Annotated in this window: 26 protein-coding genes and 1 pseudogene; 9 read left to right on the plus strand and 18 right to left on the minus strand. The window is 61.9% G+C overall.

What is annotated here, in order from left to right; translation table 11 throughout:
* Positions 1 to 60 precede the first annotated feature (60 nt).
* From APH33_RS00095 to APH33_RS00105, 3 genes are read left to right on the plus strand one after another with little or no spacing between them, the layout of a single operon-like run.
* Complete coding sequence (locus tag APH33_RS00095; RefSeq protein WP_054883216.1) at positions 61 to 1245, plus strand: acetyl-CoA C-acyltransferase family protein; 1185 nt, start codon at positions 61 to 63, stop codon at positions 1243 to 1245.
* Between the two features lie 11 nt (positions 1246 to 1256).
* On the plus strand, positions 1257 to 2105 hold the full coding sequence (locus APH33_RS00100; RefSeq protein ID WP_054883217.1) for a 3-hydroxybutyryl-CoA dehydrogenase: 849 nt from the start codon (positions 1257 to 1259) through the stop codon (positions 2103 to 2105).
* Between the two features lie 12 nt (positions 2106 to 2117).
* Positions 2118 to 2699 (plus strand): TetR/AcrR family transcriptional regulator, encoded by a 582-nt coding sequence (locus APH33_RS00105; RefSeq protein ID WP_054883218.1) that lies wholly within the window; start codon positions 2118 to 2120, stop codon positions 2697 to 2699.
* 103 nt (positions 2700 to 2802) lie between these two features.
* On the opposite strand, the gene APH33_RS00110 is transcribed toward APH33_RS00105, so the two are convergent.
* From APH33_RS00110 to APH33_RS00130, 5 genes are read right to left on the minus strand one after another with little or no spacing between them, the layout of a single operon-like run.
* A complete protein-coding gene (locus tag APH33_RS00110; RefSeq protein ID WP_054883219.1) occupies positions 2803 to 3180 on the minus strand; it encodes a response regulator in 378 nt (125 codons plus the stop codon).
* A 44-nt stretch (positions 3181 to 3224) separates the two neighbouring features.
* Positions 3225 to 4451 carry a hybrid sensor histidine kinase/response regulator gene (locus APH33_RS00115; RefSeq protein ID WP_054883220.1) on the minus strand — a complete coding sequence of 409 codons (1227 nt, stop codon included), beginning with the start codon at positions 4449 to 4451 and terminating at the stop codon, positions 3225 to 3227.
* On the minus strand, positions 4445 to 5020 hold the full coding sequence (locus tag APH33_RS00120) for a chemotaxis protein CheB (RefSeq protein ID WP_054883221.1): 576 nt from the start codon (positions 5018 to 5020) through the stop codon (positions 4445 to 4447). The genes APH33_RS00115 and APH33_RS00120 overlap by 7 nt, the downstream gene beginning before the upstream one ends.
* Positions 5017 to 5838 carry a protein-glutamate O-methyltransferase CheR gene (locus APH33_RS00125; RefSeq protein WP_082433368.1) on the minus strand — a complete coding sequence of 274 codons (822 nt, stop codon included), beginning with the start codon at positions 5836 to 5838 and terminating at the stop codon, positions 5017 to 5019. The genes APH33_RS00120 and APH33_RS00125 overlap by 4 nt, the downstream gene beginning before the upstream one ends.
* Positions 5835 to 9302: a response regulator gene (locus APH33_RS00130; RefSeq protein WP_054883223.1), complete on the minus strand. Its 3468-nt coding sequence runs from the start codon at positions 9300 to 9302 to the stop codon at positions 5835 to 5837. Before APH33_RS00130 ends, APH33_RS00125 begins: the two co-directional genes overlap by 4 nt.
* 254 nt (positions 9303 to 9556) lie before the next feature.
* Here APH33_RS00130 and APH33_RS00135 point away from each other — a divergent pair, with 254 nt between their 5' ends.
* Positions 9557 to 9907: a response regulator gene (locus APH33_RS00135; protein ID WP_054883224.1), complete on the plus strand. Its 351-nt coding sequence runs from the start codon at positions 9557 to 9559 to the stop codon at positions 9905 to 9907.
* A gap of 96 nt (positions 9908 to 10003) precedes the next feature.
* On the opposite strand, the gene cobF is transcribed toward APH33_RS00135, so the two are convergent.
* Both cobF and APH33_RS00145 read right to left on the minus strand, forming a co-directional pair.
* Positions 10004 to 10753 (minus strand): precorrin-6A synthase (deacetylating), encoded by a 750-nt coding sequence (cobF, locus tag APH33_RS00140; protein ID WP_054883225.1) that lies wholly within the window; start codon positions 10751 to 10753, stop codon positions 10004 to 10006.
* 21 nt (positions 10754 to 10774) lie between these two features.
* Positions 10775 to 12064 carry an OprD family porin gene (locus APH33_RS00145; protein WP_054883226.1) on the minus strand — a complete coding sequence of 430 codons (1290 nt, stop codon included), beginning with the start codon at positions 12062 to 12064 and terminating at the stop codon, positions 10775 to 10777.
* Between the two features lie 357 nt (positions 12065 to 12421).
* Between APH33_RS00145 and APH33_RS00150 the strand changes: the two genes are divergently transcribed.
* The 3 genes from APH33_RS00150 (at position 12422) to APH33_RS00160 (ending at position 13876) form a co-directional block, all read left to right on the plus strand.
* The gene (locus APH33_RS00150; RefSeq protein ID WP_054883227.1) at positions 12422 to 12781 is read left to right on the plus strand and encodes a histone-like nucleoid-structuring protein, MvaT/MvaU family; all 360 of its coding nucleotides are present in this window, start codon (positions 12422 to 12424) and stop codon (positions 12779 to 12781) included.
* Positions 12782 to 13009: 228 nt separating this feature from the next.
* Positions 13010 to 13537, plus strand: a complete 528-nt coding sequence (gene gloA, locus APH33_RS00155) for a lactoylglutathione lyase (RefSeq protein WP_054883228.1) — start codon at positions 13010 to 13012, stop codon at positions 13535 to 13537.
* Between the two features lie 96 nt (positions 13538 to 13633).
* Positions 13634 to 13876, plus strand: a complete 243-nt coding sequence (locus APH33_RS00160; protein ID WP_054883229.1) for a hypothetical protein — start codon at positions 13634 to 13636, stop codon at positions 13874 to 13876.
* A 146-nt stretch (positions 13877 to 14022) separates the two neighbouring features.
* Here APH33_RS00160 and APH33_RS00165 read toward each other — a convergent pair whose 3' ends face one another.
* The gene (locus tag APH33_RS00165; protein WP_054883230.1) at positions 14023 to 14844 is read right to left on the minus strand and encodes a shikimate 5-dehydrogenase; all 822 of its coding nucleotides are present in this window, start codon (positions 14842 to 14844) and stop codon (positions 14023 to 14025) included.
* Positions 14845 to 15005: 161 nt separating this feature from the next.
* Here APH33_RS00165 and APH33_RS00170 point away from each other — a divergent pair, with 161 nt between their 5' ends.
* Positions 15006 to 15344, plus strand: a complete 339-nt coding sequence (locus APH33_RS00170; protein WP_054883231.1) for a hypothetical protein — start codon at positions 15006 to 15008, stop codon at positions 15342 to 15344.
* Positions 15345 to 15438: 94 nt separating this feature from the next.
* Entirely contained in the window at positions 15439 to 15621 is a 183-nt protein-coding gene (locus APH33_RS00175) for a hypothetical protein (RefSeq protein WP_054883232.1), read from the plus strand.
* A gap of 476 nt (positions 15622 to 16097) precedes the next feature.
* Here APH33_RS00175 and APH33_RS00180 read toward each other — a convergent pair.
* The 10 genes and pseudogenes from APH33_RS00180 to APH33_RS00220 form a co-directional block, all read right to left on the minus strand.
* Positions 16098 to 16397: pseudogene (locus APH33_RS00180) on the minus strand (hypothetical protein); the annotation flags it as partial.
* Positions 16394 to 16687: a hypothetical protein gene (locus tag APH33_RS00185; protein ID WP_054883234.1), complete on the minus strand. Its 294-nt coding sequence runs from the start codon at positions 16685 to 16687 to the stop codon at positions 16394 to 16396. The pseudogene APH33_RS00180 and the gene APH33_RS00185, both read right to left, overlap by 4 nt.
* A gap of 75 nt (positions 16688 to 16762) precedes the next feature.
* Positions 16763 to 16987, minus strand: coding sequence for a hypothetical protein (locus APH33_RS00190; protein WP_054883235.1), 225 nt, complete (start codon positions 16985 to 16987; stop codon positions 16763 to 16765).
* A 12-nt stretch (positions 16988 to 16999) separates the two neighbouring features.
* Positions 17000 to 17497, minus strand: coding sequence for a DUF2514 domain-containing protein (locus APH33_RS00195; RefSeq protein WP_054883236.1), 498 nt, complete (start codon positions 17495 to 17497; stop codon positions 17000 to 17002).
* Positions 17494 to 17937 (minus strand): structural protein P5, encoded by a 444-nt coding sequence (locus APH33_RS00200; RefSeq protein WP_054883237.1) that lies wholly within the window; start codon positions 17935 to 17937, stop codon positions 17494 to 17496. Before APH33_RS00200 ends, APH33_RS00195 begins: the two co-directional genes overlap by 4 nt.
* Positions 17938 to 17994: 57 nt before the next feature.
* A complete protein-coding gene (locus APH33_RS00205; protein WP_054883238.1) occupies positions 17995 to 18537 on the minus strand; it encodes a tail fiber assembly protein in 543 nt (180 codons plus the stop codon).
* Between the two features lie 2 nt (positions 18538 to 18539).
* The gene (locus APH33_RS27845; RefSeq protein WP_054883239.1) at positions 18540 to 19379 is read right to left on the minus strand and encodes a hypothetical protein; all 840 of its coding nucleotides are present in this window, start codon (positions 19377 to 19379) and stop codon (positions 18540 to 18542) included.
* An 11-nt stretch (positions 19380 to 19390) separates the two neighbouring features.
* Complete coding sequence (locus tag APH33_RS27075) at positions 19391 to 20251, minus strand: hypothetical protein (protein ID WP_156351838.1); 861 nt, start codon at positions 20249 to 20251, stop codon at positions 19391 to 19393.
* 11 nt (positions 20252 to 20262) lie between these two features.
* A complete protein-coding gene (locus APH33_RS00215) occupies positions 20263 to 20577 on the minus strand; it encodes a hypothetical protein (protein WP_054883240.1) in 315 nt (104 codons plus the stop codon).
* The gene (locus APH33_RS00220) at positions 20574 to 24149 is read right to left on the minus strand and encodes a phage tail protein (RefSeq protein WP_054883241.1); all 3576 of its coding nucleotides are present in this window, start codon (positions 24147 to 24149) and stop codon (positions 20574 to 20576) included. The genes APH33_RS00215 and APH33_RS00220 overlap by 4 nt, the downstream gene beginning before the upstream one ends.
* Positions 24150 to 24157 lie beyond the last annotated feature (8 nt).

A 24157-nucleotide genomic window follows, 5' to 3' on the forward strand; every position in this document is an offset into this window, starting at 1 on the left:
CGCCGGCCATTCTCGCAGAGCCTGGCCCGCTCCCGCCATGCCTTCGCAATCGGAGCCTCTATGAGCAGCGCAGAAATCTACGTCGTCAGTGCCGTCCGTACCGCCATTGGTGGTTTCGGTGGTTCCCTCAAGGACCTGCCACTGGCCGACCTGGCCACCGCCGTGACCCGCGCCGCCATCGAGCGTGCGGGGGTGGCCGCCGACCAGATCGGCCACGTGGTGATGGCCAACGTGATCCCCACCGAACCACGCGATGCCTACCTGTCGCGGGTCGCAGCGATGAACGCTGGCATCCCCAAGGAAACCCCGGCCTTCAACGTCAACCGCCTGTGCGGTTCGGGCCTGCAGGCCATTGTCTCGGCCGCCCAGTGCCTGCTGCTCGGCGATGCCGACGTGGCCCTGGCCGCCGGCGCCGAGTCCATGAGCCGCGGCCCGTACCTGCTGCCCCAGGCGCGCTGGGGCGCGCGCATGGGTGACCTGCAAGGCATCGACTATACCGTCGGCGTGCTGCAGGACCCGTTCGAACACTTCCACATGGGCATCACCGCAGAAAACGTCGCCGCCCAGCAGGGCATCAGCCGCGAAATGCAGGACGAACTGGCCCTGACCAGCCAGCGCCGCGCCGCCCGCGCACAGGCCGAAGGCCGCTTCGACAGCCAGATCGTGCCGCTGGAGCTGAAAACCCGTAAAGGCACCGTGCAGTTCGCCGTCGACGAGCATGTCCGCGCCGATGTCACCGCTGAACAACTGGCCGGCATGAAGACCGTGTTCAAGAAGGACGGTACCGTCACCGCCGGCAACGCCAGCGGCATCAACGATGGCGCCGCCGGCCTGGTGCTGGCCACCGGTGACGCTGTGCGCCGCCTGGGCCTGAAGCCCCTGGCGCGCCTGGTGGCCTATGCCCACGCCGGCGTCGAGCCGGAGCTGATGGGCCTTGGCCCGATCCCGGCGACCCACAAGGTGCTGGAAAAGGCCGGCCTGAACGTTGCCGACCTGGATGTGATCGAGTCCAACGAAGCCTTCGCTGCCCAGGCCTGCGCCGTGGCCCGCGAGCTCGGTTTCGACCCGGAGAAGGTCAACCCGAACGGCTCGGGCATCTCGCTCGGCCACCCGGTCGGTGCCACCGGCGCGATCATCGCCACCAAGGCCATCCATGAACTGCAGCGCATCCAGGGCCGCTACGCCCTGGCCACCATGTGCATCGGCGGCGGCCAGGGCATCGCCGTGGTCTTCGAGCGCGTCTGAGGGGCTGAACCATGACGATTGAACAGATTGCCGTAATCGGCGCCGGCACCATGGGCAATGGTATTGCCCAGGTGTGCGCGGTGGCCGGCTACCAGGTCCTGCTGGTGGACGTTTCCGACGCCGCGCTGGAGCGTGGCGTGGCCACCCTGAGCAAGAACCTGGAGCGCCAGGTCAGCAAGGGCACGCTCGAGGCCGAGCGCGCCGAGGCCGCGAAAACACGTATCCGCACCAGCACCGACTACGCCCAGTTGAGCCGCGCACAGCTGGTGATCGAGGCTGCCACCGAGAACCTGCAGCTCAAGCAACGCATCCTGCAGCAGGTAGCGTCCAACGTGGCCGCCGACTGCCTGATCGCTACCAACACCTCGTCGCTATCGGTGACTCAACTGGCGGCCAGCATCGACCACCCTGAGCGCTTCATCGGCGTGCACTTCTTCAACCCGGTGCCGATGATGGCCCTGGTCGAGATCATCCGCGGCCTGCAGACCAGCGACAACACCTACGCCCAGGCGCTGGTGGTCACCGAGAAGCTCGGCAAGACACCGATCACCGCCGGCAATCGCCCGGGGTTCGTGGTCAACCGCATCCTGGTACCGATGATCAACGAAGCGATCTTCGTGCGCCAGGAAGGCCTGGCCAGTGCCGCGGACATCGACACCGGCATGCGCCTGGGCTGCAACCAGCCGATCGGCCCGCTGGCCCTGGCCGACCTGATCGGCCTGGATACCCTGCTGGCGATCATGGAGGCCTTCCATGAAGGCTTCAACGACAGCAAATACCGCCCTGCCCCGCTGCTCAAGGAAATGGTCGCGGCCGGCTGGCTGGGGCGCAAGAGCGGCCGCGGCTTCTTTACCTACTGAGGAGCGCACGCCATGCCCCCGCTCAATGCCGCCATGCGCTGTGCCAACTTCGAAGAGCGACGCGACCGGGCCATGGCGCTGTTCGCCGAAAAGGGCTTTGGCCAGGTCAGCATGCGCGAACTGGCGGCGCATGTCGGCCTGACTGCCGGCTCGCTGTATCACCATTTCCCCAGCAAACAGGACCTGCTGTTCGACCTGATCGAGGAGCTGTACGAGGAGCTGCAGGCGACCCTGGAGCAGGGTCGCCGGGCCATGGCCCGAGGCGGCTCGGCCATGGCCTGCCTGATTGCCGCGCACTGGCAGCTGCACGCCGAACGGCCGATGCAATTTCGCCTGGCGGAGCGGGACCTGTGCTGCCTGAGCGAAGCACAGCAGGCGCGCCTGGGGTTGCTGCGCAAGCGCTATGAGGCGGGGTTGCTGCGCCTGATCGCACCGCGGGCGACGTTGCAGGGCGAGGTATTGGTGGCAACCGCGCATGTCGTGGCGACACTGCTGAACCAGTTGCCGGGGATGCTCAAGGGCTTGCCAGAGGAACAGGGGCTGGGTTTGATGGAGAGCCTGCTGGTTGGCGGGATCGAGCGGACCCTGCGTTGAACCTGTACCGGCTTGTTCGCGGGTAAACCCGCTCCCACAGGTACTGCACCACCTTTGAAATCGGTGTAGGAGCGGGCCTGTTCCGCGAAGAGGCGGGAGCAGGCTAACGCAACAGGGCCTGGATCTGCTCGTGCAGGGTATCGAGGTCGAATGGCTTGGCCAGGATCGGCGCCTTGCGCGCGATCGGGCTGCCGGATTCGAGGATCTCGGCCGGGTAGCCACTGATGAAGATCACCTTCAGGTCTGGCCGCAGCTTCACCGCAGGTTCGGCGATGTCCACCCCGGAAATGCCACCCGGCAAGCGGAAGTCGGTCACCATCAGGTCCAGGTGCGGCTTGCTCGCCAGAATGGCGAACGCCTGTTCACCGTCCTCGGCCACCAGCACGTGGTAGCCCTCACCCGCCAGGTAGTCGTGCAGGATCATCCGAATTGCCGGTTCATCCTCGACCACCAACACTACATCTTGTGCATCTTCACTCATGTTAACGCCTTGAATGCTTGCCGTTGGCCAATGTGACCTCAGGCTTACGCGGAGGTTGCCCGCACCTGGTCGATTTGTTCTTTCACCCCTGCCAGCGGCAACAGCAGGGTGAACGTGGAGCCTTTGCCGACATCGCTTTGTACCTTGATCTGCCCGCCATGGGCCTGGACAATCTGCTCCGAGATATACAGGCCCAGCCCCAATCCATTGCTGGCTTGCTGGGTTGCCACACGCTCGAACTGCTGAAAGATCCGTTGCTGGTTGCTGGCGCTGATGCCGATGCCGTGATCGCGAACCTGCACCGCCGCCATGCCATCGCACTCGAACACCTGCACGTGGATGGGTCGTCGCTCGCCGTAACGCAAAGCATTCGACAACAGGTTGGCCACTACTTGCTCAATCCGGAATTCGTCCCACTCTCCCGTCAAGGGTTCACACTGCAGTAGCTCGATGGTGGTCTCCAGTGCCGTGGCCTGGGCCGAGAAGTTTTCTACCAGGCCGCGTACCAACTGGCTCAGGTCGAACGCCCTGGGCCGCAGCGACAGCTTGCCGGTGCGAATGCGCGATACGTCGAGCATGTCTTCGATCAGGCGGATCAGGCTGTTGATCTGGCGCTCGTCACGCTCGACCATGGCCTGCAGTTTGTCGGCGCTGAATGCCTCGAGATTGCCACGGGCCAGGTGCATCCTGCGCAGCTGGGTTTCCAGGATCAGGCCGTTGAGCGGCGTGCGCACCTCGTGGGCAACGATCGACATGAAGTCGTCGCGCATACGTACCGCATGCTCCAGCTCGCCTCGCGCCACCTGCAACTGGCCCAGCAGCAGTTCCTGCTCCTGGCGGCTGCGCTCGAGCGCCTGCAGCTGCCGGTCGAGCACCTTGCGCTGGCGGTACAGGTCGACGAATACCGACACCTTGCTCTTCACCGCCAGGGTATCGAGTGGCTTGTGCAGGAAGTCCACTGCACCGCTCTCGTAGCCTTTGAAGGCATAATTCATTTCACGCGCGGCAGCCGAGACGAAGACGATCGGGATGTTGCGGGTCTTTTCCGTGCCGCGCATCAGCTCGGCCAGCTCGAAGCCATTCATGCCGGGCATCTGCACGTCGAGAATGGCCAGGGCGAACTCGTGTTCGAGCATCAGCGACAAGGCCGCTTCCGCCGACTGTGCCTGGTACACCTCGCGGTCTTCGCCCTGGATCAGGGCGGCGAGCGCCAGCAGGTTTTCCGGCAGGTCATCGACGATCAGCAGTTTGGCAATGGTGTGGCTTAGCATGCGCTGGGTTCCAGGGTAGCGAGCAACTGCCCGATACCGCTCAGAGAAAGGATAAGGTCGGGCGTATGCCGGGCCAGTGCGGCCTCCGGCATCAGCGCCACCTGTGCATCGCGGGGATCCTGGACCACGGTCCGGCCGCCGCTGTTCTTGATGTAGGCAAGCCCTTCGGCGCCATCTTCGTTGGCCCCGGTCAGCAGCACGCCGAGTAATCCAGGGCCGTAGGCATCGGCCGCCGAGGTGAACAGGAAGTCGATGGCCGGGCGCGAAAAATGCACCGGGTCCTCCTGGCTCAGCGACAGGCTGAAGTCAGCTTCCACCGACAGGTGATAACTCGGCCCGGCCACGTAGATCTGCCCCGGGGCAATGACTTCCTTGTCGCAAGCCTCGCGTACCGGCCGCTGCAAGCGCCGCTGCAACACCTCGGCCAACTGGCTGTGCCGGTCGTCTGGCAGGTGCAGCACGCACAGCACCGGAATGGCAAAACCGGCCGGCAACGCACCGAGCACCGTGAACAGTGCCGTGACGCCGCCCGCCGAGGCGCCTATGACCACCGCGCGCACGCCGTTCATGATTTACGGTAGATCCGTTCGGGCTTGACCAGTGGCTCGAAGCGCTCGCTGTAGGCCGAAAAATCCACTGACTCCTTGCTGCCGAGCACCAGGAAACCACGGTGGCACAAGGACTCGTGGAACAACCCGAGGGCGCGGTCCTGCAGTTCCTTGTTGAAGTAGATCAGCACGTTGCGGCATGACACCAGCTGGGTCTCGGAAAACACGCTGTCGGTGGCCAGACTGTGGTCGGCGAAGGTCACGTTGTCACGCAGGCTGCTATCCATGATCGCGTTGCCGTAGGCTGCGGTGTAGTACTCGGCAAAGTCCCGGCGGCCCCCGGCCAGGCGGTAGTTTTCTTCATACTCGCGCATGCTCTGCATCGAGTAGATGCCTTGCTTGGCGCGGTCCAGCGAATGCGGGTTGATGTCGGTAGCGTAAATGATGGTGCGTTCGAGCAGGCCCTCTTCACGCAGCAGGATGGCCATCGAGTACACCTCTTCACCGGTGCTGCAGCCTGCGATCCACACCTTGATCGACGGCCAGGTGCGCAGCAGCGGCACCACCTCCTGGCGCAGGGCCAGGAAGTGGCCAGGGTCGCGAAACATCTCGCTGACCGGGATCGTCAGGTACTGCAGCAACTGCATGAACATGCCCGGGTCGTGCAGCACCCGTTCCTGCAGCGCCGACACCGTGAGGCAGCCGAACTGGCGCAGGGCATGGAGGATCCGGCGCTTGATCGAAGCGCCGGAGTAGTTGCGGAAATCGTAGCTGTACTTGAGGTAGATCGCCTCGATCAGCAGCCGGATCTCGATGTCGGTGTTGCGTTCGCTAGTCAAATTCGCTCCAGTTGCGGCAGCCATACACGGATCAACGAGAACAGGCGGTCCAGGTCGATCGGTTTGGCCAGATAATCATTGGCGCCAGCCTGCAGGCAACGCTGCTGGTCATCCTTCATCGCCTTGGCGGTGACGGCGATGATCGGCAGCTTGCGCCAGCGCGGCTGCTGACGGATCAGGCGAGTGGCCTCGAAACCGTCCATCTCCGGCATCATCACGTCCATCAGCACCAGGTCGATGTCATCGTGCTGTTCCAGGCGCTCGATGGCTTCACGCCCGTTGCGGCCGATCTCGACCATGGCGCCCTTGTGCTCCAGGGCGCTGGTGAGGGCGAAGATGTTGCGCACATCGTCGTCAACCAGCAACACCTTGCGCCCCTCGAAGACCTTGTCGCGGCTGCGCGCGGTCTTGAGCATGCGCTGGCGCTCGTGGGACAGCTGCGATTCGACCTTGTGCAGGAACAGCGTCACTTCATCGAGCAAGCGCTCCGGCGAGCGCGCACCCTTGATGATGATCGAGCGCGAATACTTGAGCAGGTCGGATTCTTCTTCGCGGGTGAGGTTGCGCCCGGTGTAGACGATCACCGGCGGGAACGAACGGATGTCCTCGGCAGTCATGCGCTTGAGCAGCTCGTTGCCGAGCATGTCGGGCAGCTTGAGGTCGATGATCATGCAGTCGTAGATGTTCTCGCGCAGCAGCGCCAGGGCATCCTGGGCCATGGCCACGGCGGTGATTTCGACGTCCTCGTCGCCGATCAGGCGGGCAATGCTCTCGCGCTGCAGGTCGTCGTCCTCCACCAGCAGGATATGCTTGAGCTTCTGAGTCAACTTGGCTTCCAGGCGGGCGAACACTTCCTTGAGCTCTTCGCGGCTGGTCGGCTTGACCGCATAGCCCACCGCGCCCATGTGCATGGCCGCCTCGACCCGGTCTTCGACCGAAATGATGTGCACCGGGATATGCCGCGTGGTGGCCTGTTCCTTGAGGCGCTGCAACACTGTCAGCCCGGAATGGTCAGGCAGGCGCATGTCCAGCAGGATCGCGTCGGGGATGTACTGTTCGGCCAGCTCGAAGCCTTCATCGGCACACTGCGCGACCAGGCAGCTGTAACCCAGTTCGTGGGCAAGGTCGAAGAGAATGCGGGCGAAGTTCGGCTCGTCCTCGACCACCAGGATGCAGCGATTGTCGAACGGTGCGCGTTCGCGGTCATCGCTGAAGGCCGGTGCCGGGCGCTTGGCCAGGGCCGGAGCGGCAACCGGCGGCGCCGGCGGCAGGCTGTCGACGGCCGGGCGCAAGCTCAACGGTTCGACCTCCTCACTCTGCGACTCGTAGCGTTCCGGCATGATCAGGCTGAACACACTGCCGTGGCCCAGGCTGCTGTCGACGCTGATCTGCCCGCCCAGCAGATGCGCCAGGTCACGGGAGATCGACAGGCCCAGGCCGGTGCCACCATAACGGCGGTTGCTGGTGCCGTCGACCTGATGGAAGGCGCCGAAGATCGCTTGTTGCTGGTCGGCGGCGATGCCAATGCCGCTGTCGCGAACCGAGAAGATGATGCCGCTGCCAGCCTGATAGCCGATGTTCAGGCTGACCTGGCCACGCTCGGTGAACTTGATGGCGTTGGACAACAGGTTCTTGAGGATCTGCTCCAGGCGCTGGCGGTCGGTGAACAAGGTGGCCGGCACCTGCGCTTCGACCGTCACCTCGAAGCCCAGGCCCTTGTGCTCGGCCAGCGGCAGGAACATCCCGCGCAGGCCTTCGACCAGGCGTTCGAGCTGAGTGTTTTCCGGGCGCACTTCGAGCTTGCCGGCCTCGACCTTGGCGATGTCGAGGATGTCGTTGATCAGGTTCAGCAGGTCGTTGCCTGCCGAATAGATCGACTCGGCGAACTTGACCTGCTCTGCGCTGAGGTTGCCCTCGCCGTTCTCGGCCAGCAGCTTGGCCAGGATCAGCGAGCTGTTCAGCGGCGTGCGCAGTTCATGGGACATGTTGGCGAGGAATTCGGACTTGTACTTGCTCGAGCGCTGCAGGTCTTCGGCACGGGCCTTCAGCTCTTCCTGGGCCTGGCTGAGTTCCTCGTTCTTGCGGTCCAGCGCCTGGGTGCGGTCGGACAACTGCTCATTGGTCTGTTCGAGTTCGGCCTGCTGGGTTTCCAGATGGGCCTGCGACTCCTTGAGCACGCGCGATTGCTCTTCGAGCTCTTCGTTGGCGGTCTTGAGTTCTTCTTGCTGGACTTGCAGTTCCTCGTTGAGCTGCTGGGTTTCAGCCAGCACTTCCTGAAGACGCTGGCGGTAGCGAGCGCTTTCGATGGAGATACCGAGGTTGCCAGCCACGCGCTCCATCAGTTCGTCGTCACGCTCTTGCAAGGGGCGCAGGAAGCCGAGTTCGATCACGCCGTTGATCTGGCCGTCGTGAGTGGCCGGCATCAACAGCGCGCTGCGCGGCAGACCACTGCCAAGGCCGGAGCTGAGGTGGTAGTAATTTTCCGGCAAGTTGTCCAGGCGCAACAGCCGCCCTTCGCGCACGGCTCGCGCCAGCAAGCCGTCGTGGTCACCCAGCACCTGCTCGCGGGCCTGCTCCTCGGCCCCCAGGCCGTAGCTGGCCACGCGCACCAGGCGGCCGTGCTCGTCACGCACGTAAAGTGCACCGACCACACTGCCCAGGTAGCTGGCGAAGAAACGCAGGATGTTTTCGCCCAGCATCGGCAAGGTCAGCTGGCCCAGCACCTGCTCCGACAGCTGTGTCTGGCCACTGCGCAGCCAGGCCTGGTGCTCCAGGCGCTCGGCGAAGCGCTGCTGGGCCTGCAGGTTTTCGCTGTAGCTGTCCGACAGTGCCATCAGATCGCGACGGCCGAAGTAGGCGAGCAAGGCACTAAGGCCGACAATGAGCAGCACGAAGACGGAAATCGCCGTCACAGTGACCGCGCTGACCTTCTCGTTACGGGCCGTGCGCAACTGCTGCTCGGTGTCGATCAGGTTCTCGAACTGATTGCGTATTTCGTCGGTGATGCGCTTGCCGCGGCCATTGGCCACCGACTCACGGTAATCACCACCATTGCGACGCTGATTGATCATCTCGCTGCCGAAATCGTTCCAGGCGTTCTGCAACGCGATCAACCGGTCGATGCGGTCGACCTGCTGCGGGTTGTCCTCGACCATGCCGCGCAGGCTCTGCAGGCTGCCCAGGATGCGTGGCTTGGCTACCTCGTAGGGGTCGAGGAAGCGTTCGTCACCGGTGATCAGGAAACCGCGCATGCCGGTTTCCATGTCGATCGACAGCTTGACCGTCTCGTTGGCATTGCCAATCACCCGATCGGTGTGCTCGACCCATTGCATGGCCGAAAGCAGGTAGTTGATCACCGCGACAAAGGCCACGGCGCCGAGCAGACCCACCCCCAGGGGCAAGCCGATATTGCGGCTCAACAGCTTGCGGAAGCTCTGCTGGTCCATCGAGGCTGCTTGAATCATCTGATAACGCCCGCGCGAAAAAAGTCCATTGGAAAAGTGTGGCGGCTCAAGCCTGTAGTTGTCTGCCGCTGCGCTCACCGGTTAACAAGCGAGTCTAACCCGCTTGGGCCGCCTCGGCAGGGCATTTAGCCAGTATTTGAAGGCTGCGTGTAAGAATCGTTCCATCGATATGCAACAGTCCGGTATCCTCGGGAACTTCTGTCACTGCCTGGCGCACAGAGTAGAGACATGCCTTTTTCAACAGGAAACCAACCATGCACCTTCTGGTAGTCGAAGACGACGACATCGTACGTATGCTGATGGTCGAAGTGCTCGACGAATTAGGCTACAGCACCATTGAAGCGGAAAATGCCACGGCGGCGCTGAAGGTGATCGAGGACGCAAGCCAGCAACTGGCCCTGCTGGTGACTGACGTCGGCCTGCCGGATATGCGCGGTGAAGCATTGGCAGCCGAGGCCCGTGCCATGCGGCCGGCGCTGCCGGTGCTGTTTGCCAGTGGCTATGCCGAGAGTTTCGACGTGCCGCAGGGCATGCACATGATCGGCAAGCCGTTCACCATCGACCAGCTCCGCGACAAGGTGGTGCAGATTCTCGGTACGCCTTGATGTCGGCGGCGCTTGCTTCGCGGGACAAGCCCACACACAGGTACGCTGCAAGGCTCGAGGCGTTAGCCGCGAAGAGGCCGGTACAAGCAACCCACCTCACAGCTCCCGCCGCAACAGGTAGGTATCCATGATCCACCCCTTGCGCGCCCGTTCCCGCTCACGCGTTTCCAGTATCCGCGCCTTCACGGCCAGCAAAGGCCCGGCGATCAGCACCTCATCCTCAGTGCCCAGGTAAGCGCCCCAGTAGATCACCAGCGCCGGATCCTCCAGCGCGGCAAATGCACATTGCCCGTCGAGCATCACCACCACATTGTCCACCTGCCCCTGCTCTGCCAGGCGTCGCCCTGGCAGTACGGTCAGCGGCTCGCCTATGCGGTTGAGCGGGACCTGGTGCCGCGCCGCCAGGGCCTGCACACTGCTGATCCCCGGAATCACCTGCAAGCGCAGCGCCACGCCGCGTTGGCGAACCAGGTCAAGCATGCGCAAGGTACTGTCGTAGAGCCCCGGCTCACCCCACAGCAAAAAGGCGCCAATATCCTTGGCGCCCATCTCTTCGCTGATCAACCGGGCATACAGCGTGGCGCGCTGGCGATGCCAGTCATGCACAGCGCTTGGGTAATCGTCCGCCTCGGCATCGCGCTGCGGGTCCGCCACCTGCACCAGGCGGTAGCCGCCCTCGGGCCGATAGCGCTCGAGGATCGCCTTGCGCATGCAGACCAGCTCACCCTTGCCGGGGCCCTTGTCGAGCACGAAGAACACGCTGGCGCGACGCAGTGCCTCGACCGCCTCGACGGTAACCTGCCGCGGGTCGCCCGGGCCGATGCCGATCAACAGAAGGTCTTTCATGACCGCGCCCAGCCTGTCTACTCAGAAGATAGAGAAGTTATAGCTGACGATCACCCGCGTCTCGTCCATGTCCCGCGCCCACCGCTCGTAGTTGCTGCGGTACGTGGAGTTACGCAGGCGCACACTGACATCCTTGAAGGTGCCGCTCTGCACCTGGTACTTGAGCTCGGTGTCACGCTCCCATTCCTTGCCTTCGGCAGTGCTGCCCGGGACCTTGATGTGGTCGCCATTGATGTAGCGGGTGAAGAAGCTCAGGCCGGGCATGCCGAGGGCTTTGAAGTCATAGTCGTAACGCAGTTGCCAGGAACGCTCCTGGGCAGCGGCGAAGTCGTTGACCTGGGCGTAGTTGACCAGGTACGGGTTACTGCCATCGAGGTACGGCATGGCACTTTCGCCATACATGCGCTGCCAGCCGGCGCTGACCTTGTGCCCACCCAGGCTGTAACCGAGCATGCCGCTGAAGGCGCGGTGGTCGATCTCGCCAGCGCGGGCATTGCCAATGTCATCGCTCTTGATCAGCCGCAGGTCCGCCGACAGGCTGCCGACCGCGAGCGGCTGATTGGCGACCAGCCCAAGGAAATGCTGACGGTAGATATTTTCCAGCTTGGCGACCTGATACTGGGCACTGAGCCGGTCGTTGAAGCGGTAGTCCAGGCCGGCCAGGTCAAAGTGGTCGGCTTCGATATCGCAGGCATAGCGTTTGTTCTTGCAATGCACGCGAATATCCTGGCGATCGGTGGAATCACGCGCCGTGTACTTGTCCAGGCGGGCCAGGGTGAACTTAAGGTCGTGCAGTTCTTCGGAGGTGAGCATCGCACCCTGGAACATAGTCGGCAGCAGGCGACCATCGTTGTACTTCAACAACGGCACGTCCGGCATCATCGAGCCATACTTCAGCACCGTGCTGGAAACCTTGACCTTGGCCGCCAGGCCCATCTTCGCGTATTGATCGGCGGAGTGCCGTGGATCGTGGCCGGATGAAGGCAACAAACCACTGTTACTGTCGGCCGGGCTGGAATCGAGCTTGATGCCTAACATGCCCAATGCATCCACGCCAAAGCCGACGGGCCCTTGGGTATAACCCGACTGCACATTGAGAATGAAGCCTTGCGCCGACTCTTCGCGTTTTGACGCGCCTTGGCTGGAACTGCTGTGGCCGTCACGAAAATCCCGGTTGAAATAGACCGTGCGTGCTTCAACCTTGGCACTAGCGTCTTCAAGAAAACCGGCGGCCTGGGCATGCACACCGGTGCACAACAGGAACACGCCGGCAACACGGCGCCCGGGGGCGAGAGGGAGGGGGGAAAACATGCGAGGGAACATCCAGAGAAAGGCGAAAAAAACAAATCGTGACGCCTCTGCGCCACGCGAATGCGTCGCGGCCGAACATGCGTCGGCCATCATCTGAAATCATCGCCCGAACGCGCTGCAACGGGGTATTGGACCATGGTCTAGAACCCCACGTAGAGTCATCGAAAAAACGCCTGCATTACCGCCCGGAAAACTTCAAAAGTTCCCGATTACTTATAAAAAGTTTGCGGTTTACCGGATTCCTGCAAGTGTCTACACTCGATGTCAGCGAACAGTTTTACCCACCCGCGTGGCTGGCGTTTAATCCTTGTCAATGTTCGTCACGCCGTGCCACGAAGACGTACAGGAGTGATTACAGTGTCCAGACTTGCAGAGTTTCGTGCTGCCGAAAAAGCGCTCCAGGAACAAATGGCGCAACTGGAGGCGCTGAAAAAGGATGCCGGCCTCAAACGCGAAATCGAATTCGAGCAGAAACTAGTCGGCCTGATGAAAAGCTATGACAAAAGTCTGCGCGATATCATCGCCATCCTCGACCCGAAGGCGGTTACCCGTGGCACGGCCAGCGCACCGAAACAGCAGCGCCGCCCGCGCGTGGTAAAAGTCTATGAAAACCCGCACACCGGCGAGCTGATCGAGACCAAAGGTGGCAACCACCGCGGCCTCAAGGCGTGGAAAGAACAGTATGGGGCCGCTACCGTGGAAAGCTGGGTTCGCTGATGAAACGTCAACACCCACTTCACACTTTTTTCACAACGGCTGCAGCAGTATCGAGACAGCTAAAGGACTAGCGACCCCATCACGCGCCCGCACATGCGGGCCTCTAATCCCGGCGCCCTGCTCCCCTCGAGCAGGGCGCTTTTATTTGCGCAAACGCTTCACTGCCGTATCATGGCCTCCTGTCTGTTTCGCTGGCACCTGATTGCCAGCCCCGTCTCTGGAGTCCCCATGAGCCTGCACGATTTGCAAACCCTGCCTGGCGTCACCGCGCAGCCAGACGCCGCCACCGCCCAGTTCGTCTTCAACCACACCATGCTGCGGGTCAAGGACATCGAGAAATCGCTCGACTTCTACACCCGCGTGCTGGGCTTCCGCCTGGTCGACAAGCGTGACTTCCCTGAAGCGGCCTTCAGCCTGTACTTCCTGGCCCTGGTCGACCCGGCGCAAATCCCTGCCGACGACACCGCGCGCCACCAGTGGATGAAGTCTATCCCGGGCGTACTGGAACTGACCCACAACCACGGCACCGAAAACGACCCGGAATTCGCCTACCACAACGGCAACACCGACCCGCGCGGCTTTGGCCACATCTGCATTTCGGTGCCGGACGTGCGTGAAGCCTGCGCCCGTTTCGAAGCCCTCGACGTACCCTTCCAGAAGCGCCTGCAAGATGGCCGCATGAATCACCTGGCCTTCGTCAAGGACCCCGACGGTTACTGGGTGGAAGTGATCCAGCCGACCGAACTGAAGGGCTGATCGCCGTCAGCTCGCGCTCGTCGGGCCGGGAACTCCCGGCCCCTTGCTGTGGTATATGAAGGTAACTGCTTCACATGCCACAGCGAGGTAAGGACGATGCAATCTCTTCACTGTGAATACCGCGACCACACCATCACCGCCAGCGTGATGCCCCACCCCGACTCTCCCCTGCCCTATGCCGCCGGTTGCCTGATCACTGACCCACAGGGGCATACCAGCAAGCGCATGTCCATGCCCATGAAGTTCTTCTCGGACCTTGAGAATGCGCAGCATGTGTCGCTGGCCCATGGCCGGGCACTGGTGGACGAGCAGCTGGATAAAGGCCACAAAGCCTTCTGACGACTTGCGCGGTCCTTGTAGGAGCGGCCTCGTGTCGCGAAAGGGCCGCAAAGCGGCCCGGCGATTCCAGCATTTTCGCTGATACCCAGGGGCCGCTTAGCGGCCCTTTCGCGACACGAGGCCGCTCCTACAGGAGATCGGGGACATCAGGCATCCCGTGCATAGGCTACCGCTGCGTCAACCTGCTCGCGGGTTGGTCGCACCCCGGTGTACAGCACAAATTGCTCCAACGCCTGCAACGCGATCACTTCCAGCCCGGTGATCACCGGTTTGCCCAGTGCCTCGGCGCGCTGGATCAATGGCGTGCGCGCCGGCATCGCCACCACGTCGAACACCCGCTCGGCCGCCGCGATGGCATTCTCGCTGAACGCCAGCTGATCGGCCTCCGGCCCACCAGCCATGCCGATCGGCGTCACGTTCACCAGCATCGGCGGGCACAGGTCGCCCAGCTCGGCCACCCAGCGATAGCCGCAGACATCCGCCAGCTGCCGACCGGCCTGCTCGTTGCGGGCGACGATGAGGCCTTCGCGAAACCCGGCATCGCGCAAGGCACTGGCCACGGCCTTGGCCATGCCGCCACTGCCACGCAGGGCGAACGCGGTGGCGGGGTCGACCTGATGCTCGGCCAGCAGTTGCCGCACGGCCAGGTAATCGGTGTTATAGGCCTTCAGATGGCCGGCGTCGTTGACCAGGGTATTGACCGACTCGATCGCCGCAGCCGACGGGTCGATTTCATCGACCAGCGCCATGCACGCCTCCTTGTACGGCATCGACACGCCACAACCGCGGATGCCCAGGGCGCGGATGCCGGCGACGGCTGCCGGCAGGTCGTCGGTAGTCATGGCCTTGTAGTAGAAGTCCAGCCCAAGCTGTTGGTAAAGGTGATTATGAAAACGCACGCCGAAGGTGCCAGGCCGCCCGGCCAGGGAAATGCACAGTACGGTGTCTCTGCTGGGAGTTGCCGCCATGACCCGCTCCTTTTTGATGAGTGAAACGTTTGCGCAGGGTACCAGACGCCACCATTGGTCGCCCCTTACATAACCTTTACCGTTCCCCTGTGCTCGGCTGACAGAGACCGGACTCATACTATCAGGGCCCCGAGCGTGGGGTTACCTTGTGAGGAAGTCTCATGATCCGTCATCTCCCCGGAATCGCCCTGCTGGTCGGTGCCCTGGCCATCAGCGGGCAAGCCTCTGCCCACGGCGGCGGCCATGGCTGGTATGGCCCAGGCCCACTGCTCGGCGCTGCCGTGGTCGGGGCCGTGGTCGGGGCGACGGTGTACGGTGGCCACGACCGCACCGTCTATGTCGAACGCCAGCCCGCCTACTATGGGCCACCGCCCGTCTATGTACAGGCCCCGCCGCAGCCAGTGTATTACCAACCGTACTACGTACCGGCGCCCCCACCGCCAGCGTACCGCCCTTACTACGGCCCGCCACCGGTGTATTACGGCCCGCCACGCTGGTGACCGTTGATAAAACTGATGAGCACTATTGAGCATGTTGATTTCAAACCGTGCCGGCGGCTGCGTAAGGTGGGCACATGTTTCACAGGAGGTCCCCATGGCCACTATTCAGATCATGTCCGTCGTCGGCACTGCTGTCCCCGTCACACTGCGTGAGCAAGGCCTGCTGGCCTGCTGGTACCTGGTAAGCAATGGCGAGGCCGTCAGCGGCCCGCTGGCTACTCGGGCCTCGGCGCTGGCCCTGGCTGAACAGCTCAAGGCCGACTGCCTGATCGCTTGACCGGATTTTGTTGCGCGTTGCTCCCAACGTCCCTTCCGACCCGCTACCTGGCGGGTCTTTTTTTGCCCCGGCGAACCGACGAATGGCGGCAGGAAAACCGATACAGCATGAAGGTTTTTTCATTTCGTGGGGTCGGCTCAACGAGCAATCGACAGCACTTCGGCCATACTCCACAGATGATTTTCACGTTTTGAAGAGTTTTCGAAAGTGAGGAAAGCCCGTATTTACGGGCCTTCCAGCCCTCCCCGCAACACTCCATCCCCCTCCAAAACACAGCCATTGGTACAAAAATTGGTACGAGCCGGCTGTACGTCTATCCAGCACATTCCAGTAATGCAGCAGTAGCGTGAGAATCACCGCTCAGGTCGCGTAGTTCGCGGCCTATGCATCGACCCTGTCTAAAACACATCGCCGACTTTGGGCAGGTTTAGCCCAGCAAAACCGGAGTTCACCCGCTTAGTTTTAGACTGCAAGAATCCCTCCCTTGGCGCCCCGCCAACCACGATCCGTCCTGGGTCGTCCTTCCCCCACTCGTCCGCTGAATGATAGTGAAACAGGCCAAGGTGCCAGGCCTCCTCATGCTCGGTCAGCGCCCAATACCTTGCAGCCTCCGCAAACTCCAGCATTTCGACCAGGGTTTCGGCGTTTACCTCGCGTCGACGATGAGCGGCATAGGCCATCTCATCAAGAACGGCGGAACGCCCCTCGGGGTCCGTGACTAGGGCGAATTGGTCGTTCAGCTCATCCAGCCATGCTTGCGGTATCCCGACCATCATTCCTTCCTGCACCACCAGGACTGCGCGTACAGCACGCCGTCGATGTCCTCAATCCCGTTGATGTTCATCCCGAGCTGGGCCATGCCATTGACCTTGGCATCGTGCAGCCGCGGAATGATGTCGGGTCCTGGCGTCGGGTTGAACACCCAGGCCTGCGTGGATACCCGGCCCAGCGGCTCGCTGTGGTGGTCACCAATATGGATGTCGGCGCGCAGGGGCTGGATCTTCCCGAGCTGCTTCGTGGGGATGGCCACGCCATTGACGCGGCGTCGGACGAGAAGGAAGTACATAGGGCACCAATACTGTATATCGATACAGTATCGTATAACCCAGATCGCGCTGGCGGCAATAACCGGCCGGCGGCATCAGTGGAGAGGCGGGAGTTTCTGGCCACGCGCTTTGGCCACCACACGCAGTTGGTAATCGCACACCACTTGGAATAGGGACTCGGCCAGGAGGTGCAGCCGCTCGACTTCCTCAGCGGGCTTCCCTTCATCCTGCGCCTGGTGATAAGCACGCATGGCATCCAGGGCCTCTTTCAAGAGGGGCTCTCCTGCCTCAATCATCCCGATAAAGGTGCGCTTCTCCATTACCCGCTCCGATCAGTTGATCAGCGCATTATAGGACCTCTCGCACAGCTGGCCCGCTATTCGGGCTTGGTCATAAGCTTTCGCCAGCTCTCCCGCTCGAGCATCAGCCCGTGCGAGCAAGTCGGATAGCACCATGGCGGCGCGGGTGGCTGCCTGGCCTCGGGCGACAGCGGCGGTATCCGTGCCGGGGCAACTGACGGTGGCGGCGAGCTGGCCGGCTTCGTCGCGCAGCCGCTGGCCAGCAGCATCGGCGCCAGCAGCGCCAGCATCAGCGATCGTTCGTTCTTCCTGGGCATGGGCTCTCGCCTCCTCCTGCGCCGTGGCGCGTCGTTGTTCTTCCTGGCGAGCCGCCCGCTCGCCGATAACTTCGGCCAGGCGGTCACCGCTGTCTCGTTTCGCTGATGCCTCGGCCGCCGCGGCTTTTTCCACGGAGCGTCCGTGCTGGTAGACGCCCCAGTACGAAGCCAGCAGCGCCAGCAACACGATTACCCTGATAGCCCACGACTTCATGCCAGCGCCCTCCGCACGCCTTCGTCGATCACCTGGTCGCTGTAATGGTTGCCGCCGTTCTCGTGGATGATGATGCTGATCACCATCCCCTTCAGCGTGGCCGGGTGTCGGATGTCGATCGGGTCAGTGGTGCTCACGCCAATGCGCTTGGCCACGGCCGAGGCATAAGCCTGGGTGTCGTTCTCGTTGCTCGGCGCCCAGCGGTTGATGGTCTCCAGCACCGTGTCGATTCCCTTCCCGCCGACGCCGGGCATGCCGTCCTTGCCCCGGTAGTTGATCAGCAGCTTACCCAGGGCACGAATGCCGTTCTCTGGCGTGTCGAAGATGGCGAAGCGGCCACCGGGCTCTTTGCCGATCTGGCCTTGCCAGTCATTGCGCGGGTTGAAATCGATGTTTCCAGGGTTGCGGTTGCGCACGCCCCGGGGCTGGGATTGGGTCATGGGTTTTCTCCAGGCAAAAAAATACCGCCAGGCGGCGGTCGGTGGGTTCGGTGCGGATCAGACCGGCGGCGAGGGCCAGTCGATGGTTGCTGGGTAGCCCGCTTGCTCAGGCAGGCGGTTCAGCGCCACGCGGAATCGCTTCCATTCTTTCAGCAGCGCGATCTCTGCCTCGGTCGCCTCCTCCAGATCGACAGCATCTTGCAGCGGCGCAATGGCGGCGTCGGCGATCGCCCGCAGCCTGGCGACTTCCTCCTGTGCTTGCTGCAGCGGATCTGCCGGTATCGGCTCAGGCGGCAGTGGAACCGGCGCCTCTTCCACCGACACATGCAGGGTGATGCTGTGCAACAGGTCAGCTGGCTCGCCGTCCTTGGCCACGCTCACCAGCAGCACGTCGTCGGCAAAGGTGGTGGTCACCGAGGCGCCAGCGTCCATCTGGTTGATCACATACCCCCAGCCTTCCGGCGGCGGGCACATGCCCAACGTTCCGGCGACCAGGTACTGGCCGGGGCCGGGATGTTCGACAGTGATATCCGACTTGCCGAGCGATGTGATATCGAGGATCGAGCCGTCGCCCTTGATGTTGATTGCTGCTCTTGCCATGGTCAGATCGCCTTCAGAGTGCCGTCAGCGGCGCGAGTGGTGTTGTTGGAGTGGTAGATCATCGACCAACCAGTAGCCGCAGACTGATCGACAGCCACGGTCTTGAACGCGAGCCGATAGCCGTTCACTTCTTGAGCAAAGATGGTGGTCCACCGAGCGTCAACGCCTGCTCGGATATGCATAAGGTTCCAGTAGCCATCCCCACCTGGTGGCTGGTTCGACGGAACGGCCGCACTGCGGAACTCGGTATTAAGTACGTTGTGCAGGTTCGCGATTGAAGGAGCGGTACCAAGTAATCCGCCTGCCCCGACGCCCATGACCTGGCCGGCTGAGGTGCCAACGTTTTTGGTCGATGCATCACCGAGCTCAAGCCCTGATCTTGCTGCCGCAGCTGTTGTTCCCCCTGTCCCTCCTTTGGCTACAGGGACCACTGAATCTGTCGCGACGGACCCAAGACCAAGATTTGTCCTTGCATCAGAGGCCGTGGCGCCGCCAGTCCCTCCCTTCGCCACTGGCAAGATGTCGTAGTTGCCCGTGGTGCCCAGCGCGGCCAGCTTGGCGCCATACTGGTTGACGAGGGCCCGCAACGCATCGGCCGAGTCCTTGACGTAGCCCTGCATCGGAGCGAGGCCATACCCACCAGCGGATACGGTAGCCCCTTGGTAAGCCGGCAGGATGCTCAGCACCGTTGCGCTCGCGATGTTGGCCACCTCATACCAGCGACCATCAGGCCCCTGGAAGGCATCCCCCACCCTGGCATTCGCGGCGAAGTCGGTGTTCGTACCAACCACCGAAGTTTGGCCGACCGTGATCGCGACCGTGCCTGATCTGTACCATGGCATAAACACACCTATTAATTGAATGGGAAAGGCAAAGTCGCAGTACTAATAACTAGCGCTTCAGGATATCTATCCGTTGGGATATCGAAATATCTATTCGCCGAAGTATTGCTGGGGTACATCGTTGTTCTGGCAGCGTCACATGCCATGAAATAGATTCCGCCATTTGCCCCATAAGCGCCATCCATGTGGGCTTGCATATATACAATAGCGGGAAACGGATTACCCGGCGCTGACATGGAATCCATCTTCCCTTGCCCGATAGACCTTGAAAAGGTTGTATTTACAGCAAGTTCACCTGAGCCGACCGGTATGAAAACCTTTGCCACACAATAATATGGACCACTGTTCACAAATCGTTCTGCGCTTTTCGCAGCTCCGGCAAATGGGACGCCATAGGTTGTTGTTCCACCTACCACAATTGGAGGTGGTGGAGCTGGAGCGGCGATCGATGCGATAACGTTCAAGGGATACTGCAATGAATTGAACGTGATGTTCCCGGACGTATCATAACACTTAAGCCCTGCACCACTGGCACCAGCTCTCATTGTGTCGAAATAGTAAAATTTAGTTGAAGGGCTAGCCGCAAGGTAATAAAACGTAGTGACATCCCCTGACTTCGACGACCCACAACTTATTCCAGAACCAACAATGAACACAATGGGCGCAACCGCCCCTACCACGCTAAACCCATGAATGGGGTCAGATGTTGAAGACTCCGCATAACTGCTGCCCTCGTTCGGGGGCAAGTTGAGCGAACGATAGTCAAGCCTTGGCCAGTTCAGCTGGTATGACAGATAGCCGCTCTTGAGCAAGCCGTATGTGATTTTCTCGGTGTCGAACAGGAGACTGCCGTCCTCCTTGTAAACTTTCATTCCTGCTGACATTAGCGATATCCGTAATGAATTCGACAATTCAGGGAGTAAAATCCCCACCCGCCGGGGTATGAGTACTGCCAGGACAGTGTTGCGCTGGACACCCCGACCGCCAGCGTCACACCAGGTCGTTTTCCCAAGTACTTGTTCTGGGCAGAAAGCTCAGTGATGGCGTAGAAGAGCGTTTTCCCCACAGGTGCCAGGGGAATCGAGAGCGACCCGTTGGCCGCCCCCGTGTCCACGTAGCCGATCATCTGACTGATCGAGCTGGTCATGTCGAGCAACAACAGGCCGCTCGGGTCATAGACCTTCAGGCCTGCCGTCATACGTTCACTCCCAAGTCGATCGCCAGATTGCCGTTGGCGTGATAGATGCGCAGCCGCTGGTTGTTGATCAGTAATCGACCCTGGCCTGCAACGCTGCCGTTGATCTCGAAGGTGCCATCCTTGCTCAAGATCCATCCCAACTGACCAGCCACATAGTTGGTCGAGCTGATGTAGCTGCCGATCTTGGCGTTGGTGATCGTGCCGTCCTGGATGAAGGCTGAGCCCAAGAAGTTCTGCCCGTTACTGATGATGAACGGATAATCCATCGCGCCCGGGGTGGTTGGATTGGCGAAAGCGATCTGGTTGGCGGTAAAAAGCAGTGTTGACTGCAGCCCGCCAGGCCCGTTCTTGATGCCTGCCCCAATGCCTGCGTAGGCCAACTGTCCGCTCGCATTCAGCTGGAACTTCATGCTCCACATCAAACTGAGGTCGCCGGACAGATCAGCCGTAACCTTCGACGTTTCTTGAATGGCAGCCGTATTCTGGCCAACGGTCACGCCCAGCTGGGAAATCTTCAAAGCTGTGGCGCTTTCGTTCGTCGCTACAACGCTTTCAAGCTCGGTGAGATTTGCCTCATTCGTTCCGACCCGGGCGTCGAGTGCTGTCGTGCGCTGTGCCTGCGCAAAGTCAGCCTCAGCCAGGACCTTGACTTCCTGGGCATAGCTCGCGGTGCTATCCCATCCCTTCAGAGCGTCCAGCAGGTCACCCTCGCCATTGTCTTCGCGGGCCGAGGCTCGCAAAGCCTGGAGGCTGCCGGCAGTGGCCGTTACCTTCCCGTCTACTTCGGCAATATCAGCGGTGTTGGTCGCGACCTGTTGGGCCAAGCCATTGGCGGCTTCAAGGGACTGGCCCACGTCATCCCACAAGGCGGGATTCGGGGGAGCGCTCGCCCCGGTTGGGTCTGCAGGGATGTCCTGCTTGGCCTGGTAAATTCGTCCATCGCCAACAACCATCTGCCCCTTTTGGTACGGCTGCTCTTTGACGTAGGCTTGAAGCCCACCGAGCGCGTCGATCTGATCCTGTAGGCCCGGGATCTGGGTAATCAACTCCAGAATATCCTGACCCAATTCGCTTTTAGTGATACGCCCTCCCAGCAGGCTCAGCACAGGACCACCGTCAGAGCCTGATTGACCCAGCACGCCATTACCAACTGGGTACCAGGGGCCAATGTTTCCTGTCCGGTCGACGAGTCGAGCCCAGAAGAAGAACGACACCCCCGCAGCCAGACCTTGCATCACGTACTCGGTCTGAGGGAAGGCCAGATCGGCCAACTTGGTAGCCGCCTCCAGGCTGTTCGTTGGGCCGTACCAGATCTCAGTGCGCTGGGTATCCTCCGCACCGGGCGGAATGCCCCACTTGAGCGATATACCGAAGATCAGCGGCTCGGCAGACAGGTAGGTCACAGCAGGCGGCGCGCCTTCCTTGCCCTTCAGCTCTGTGAGCGTCGAATCACGCCAGATCGAGGTGATGTCGAAGGAGCTGACGGCGCGCACGCGGGCCAGGTACGCGCCCGCATAGATGCCGACCACGTCCACCGAGGTGGTTCCGGTCCGCTGCAGGCGTACCCAGTTGCCGCTGTCCTTGCGCCACTCCACGTCATAGGCTACCGCGCCCTGCACTGCCGGCCAGGCGATAGTCATGGTGCTGACGGCGATGCCCTGATCCACGGCGTAGGCCGAAGTCAGCGAGACGCTGGCCGGCGGTGGCACAACGGTTATCGGGATGGCGCTGATCGGGCGCTCGTCCAGCTTGGCGCCAGTATCGATGGCCGCGAACTTGCTCGGATTGAACTCGAGCGCCGTGATTTCGTACTCCCCTTCCTGGGTTCGAACCGTTTTCAGTACCCGGAAGAGCTGCACCGCCAGGTCGTCGTAGTCGATTGCCCATTGCAGCTGAGGCTCTGGCTGCACGCCGTAAGCAACGGTCACCGTGACGGCTCGGCCGCTGACCGACTGCACCGTCCGGGCTTGGGCGGTCCCGTTCGGCAGGTTCAGGATCAGGCGGTCACCAGCTTTGATCGGCGTGTCACGGTCCAGTGTCACGACGCGACCGGCAGCCGCAGAGATCCGCCCGCCATTCGGACGGCCCGCCACCAGCTCGTCAGCCACAGGAATGACGTAGCCCGGCAGCGGAATGCGCCCCTCCATGCCGGTTTTGAAGGTGACGGTGCGGTCTTGGCTGTTGCTCAGCAGCGCCCACTTGCCGCGGCGCTGGGCTTCGGAGGCCCGAGTGCAGCCGATGGCCGAAATCTCGATCGGACGGTCCCGGTACCGGCGCTGGAGCGCCAAATCGGTCACCGGAATCACGTCGGTGTCATAGTTGTTGGCCGGGTTGTCATAGCTGACCAGCGCCCGACTGTAGTGGGTGTTGCGCTCGGCGCCGCCGTACACGAAGTCGCCGTCGATCACGTTGGCCCGGGTGAAGACGTAATCGATGTCCTGGGCGCGCGGCATATCCGCCTGCATGAACAGCGAGCCGTGAGCCCAATACACCATACCCCGGTAGATGGCTGCCAAGTCACGCAGCAGCGTCCAGGCTTCGGCGCGGCCCTGCAGGTTCATGTCGCACAGATAGCGCGGCTCTTGCCCGCCCATCCCATCCGGCACCAGCTGATCGCAGTACTGCGCAATGCGGTACATCTCCCACTTGTCGACCATCCACGACTTGATGCGCTTGCCCAGGCCGAAACGGTCCTCCACGCAGATACCATACGTGGCGAACGCGGGGTTGTTGGTCCAAGCCTGCTTGAAGGTGCCGTCCCATACGCCGGTATAAGTACGCCCAATAGGATCGTAGTTGCTCGGCACAGGCCAGCGCTTAGCCTTGCACTTCACTGTCACGGCCGGGATGTTCTGGAACTGCTGAGCATCGAACTCGATGTACAGCAGCGCGGTGTTCGGGTAGCGCAGCTTCTCGTCGATGATCTCGGTGTAGCCAGCGATGGTCATCGTGTCGGCCACAGTGCCGCTGTTGGCATTCGGAGTGATGCGACGCACGCGCAGCATCCAGCCGGACGTTGCTTTTGGCAGGTTCACGCGCACCGAGCGCTGGTAGCCATTGGTGGTCTTGCCGTCCACCGCCCCCAAGTGTGCCTCGACATAGGCGCCACCATCGGTAGCGATATCGATGGCGTATTCAATGCGGTAGCCATTGGTATTGCCACTGCTGTCCTGCTGCGCCAGGCGCGGCCAGACCATTCGCACGCGCACAGCCGAGAGCTGGGTGTTGCTCAGAGCGCGGGCAAATGGATTGTCGCTACGCAGCTCCACATTAACGGTGGTCTCGTTCTCGATCGCCGGGATGCCTTGGATGTAGTCCTGCTCGACCGAACCTGGTCGCCACTCCCACTTCACCCCGGGGAAATTCACATTGCCGCTGGTATCAACGATCGGGGTATTGTCGAGGAAGATGTCACGGTCAGTGGGAGCGCCGTCGAACTCACCCTCGCCCACGGCAATTAGAATCTTGCCGATGTTGGTCGACTGTAGGCTGTCAGGAGCCTCGACAGGCGTTTTCGGCTTGCTGCTGCCGCCCTTGGCGCCAGTGATATCCAGTTGATCTGCTGGGCCCATGCTTTCCT

This window comes from Pseudomonas sp. NBRC 111130 (genome assembly GCF_001320485.1).
Classification (GTDB): domain Bacteria; phylum Pseudomonadota; class Gammaproteobacteria; order Pseudomonadales; family Pseudomonadaceae; genus Aquipseudomonas; species Aquipseudomonas vlassakiae.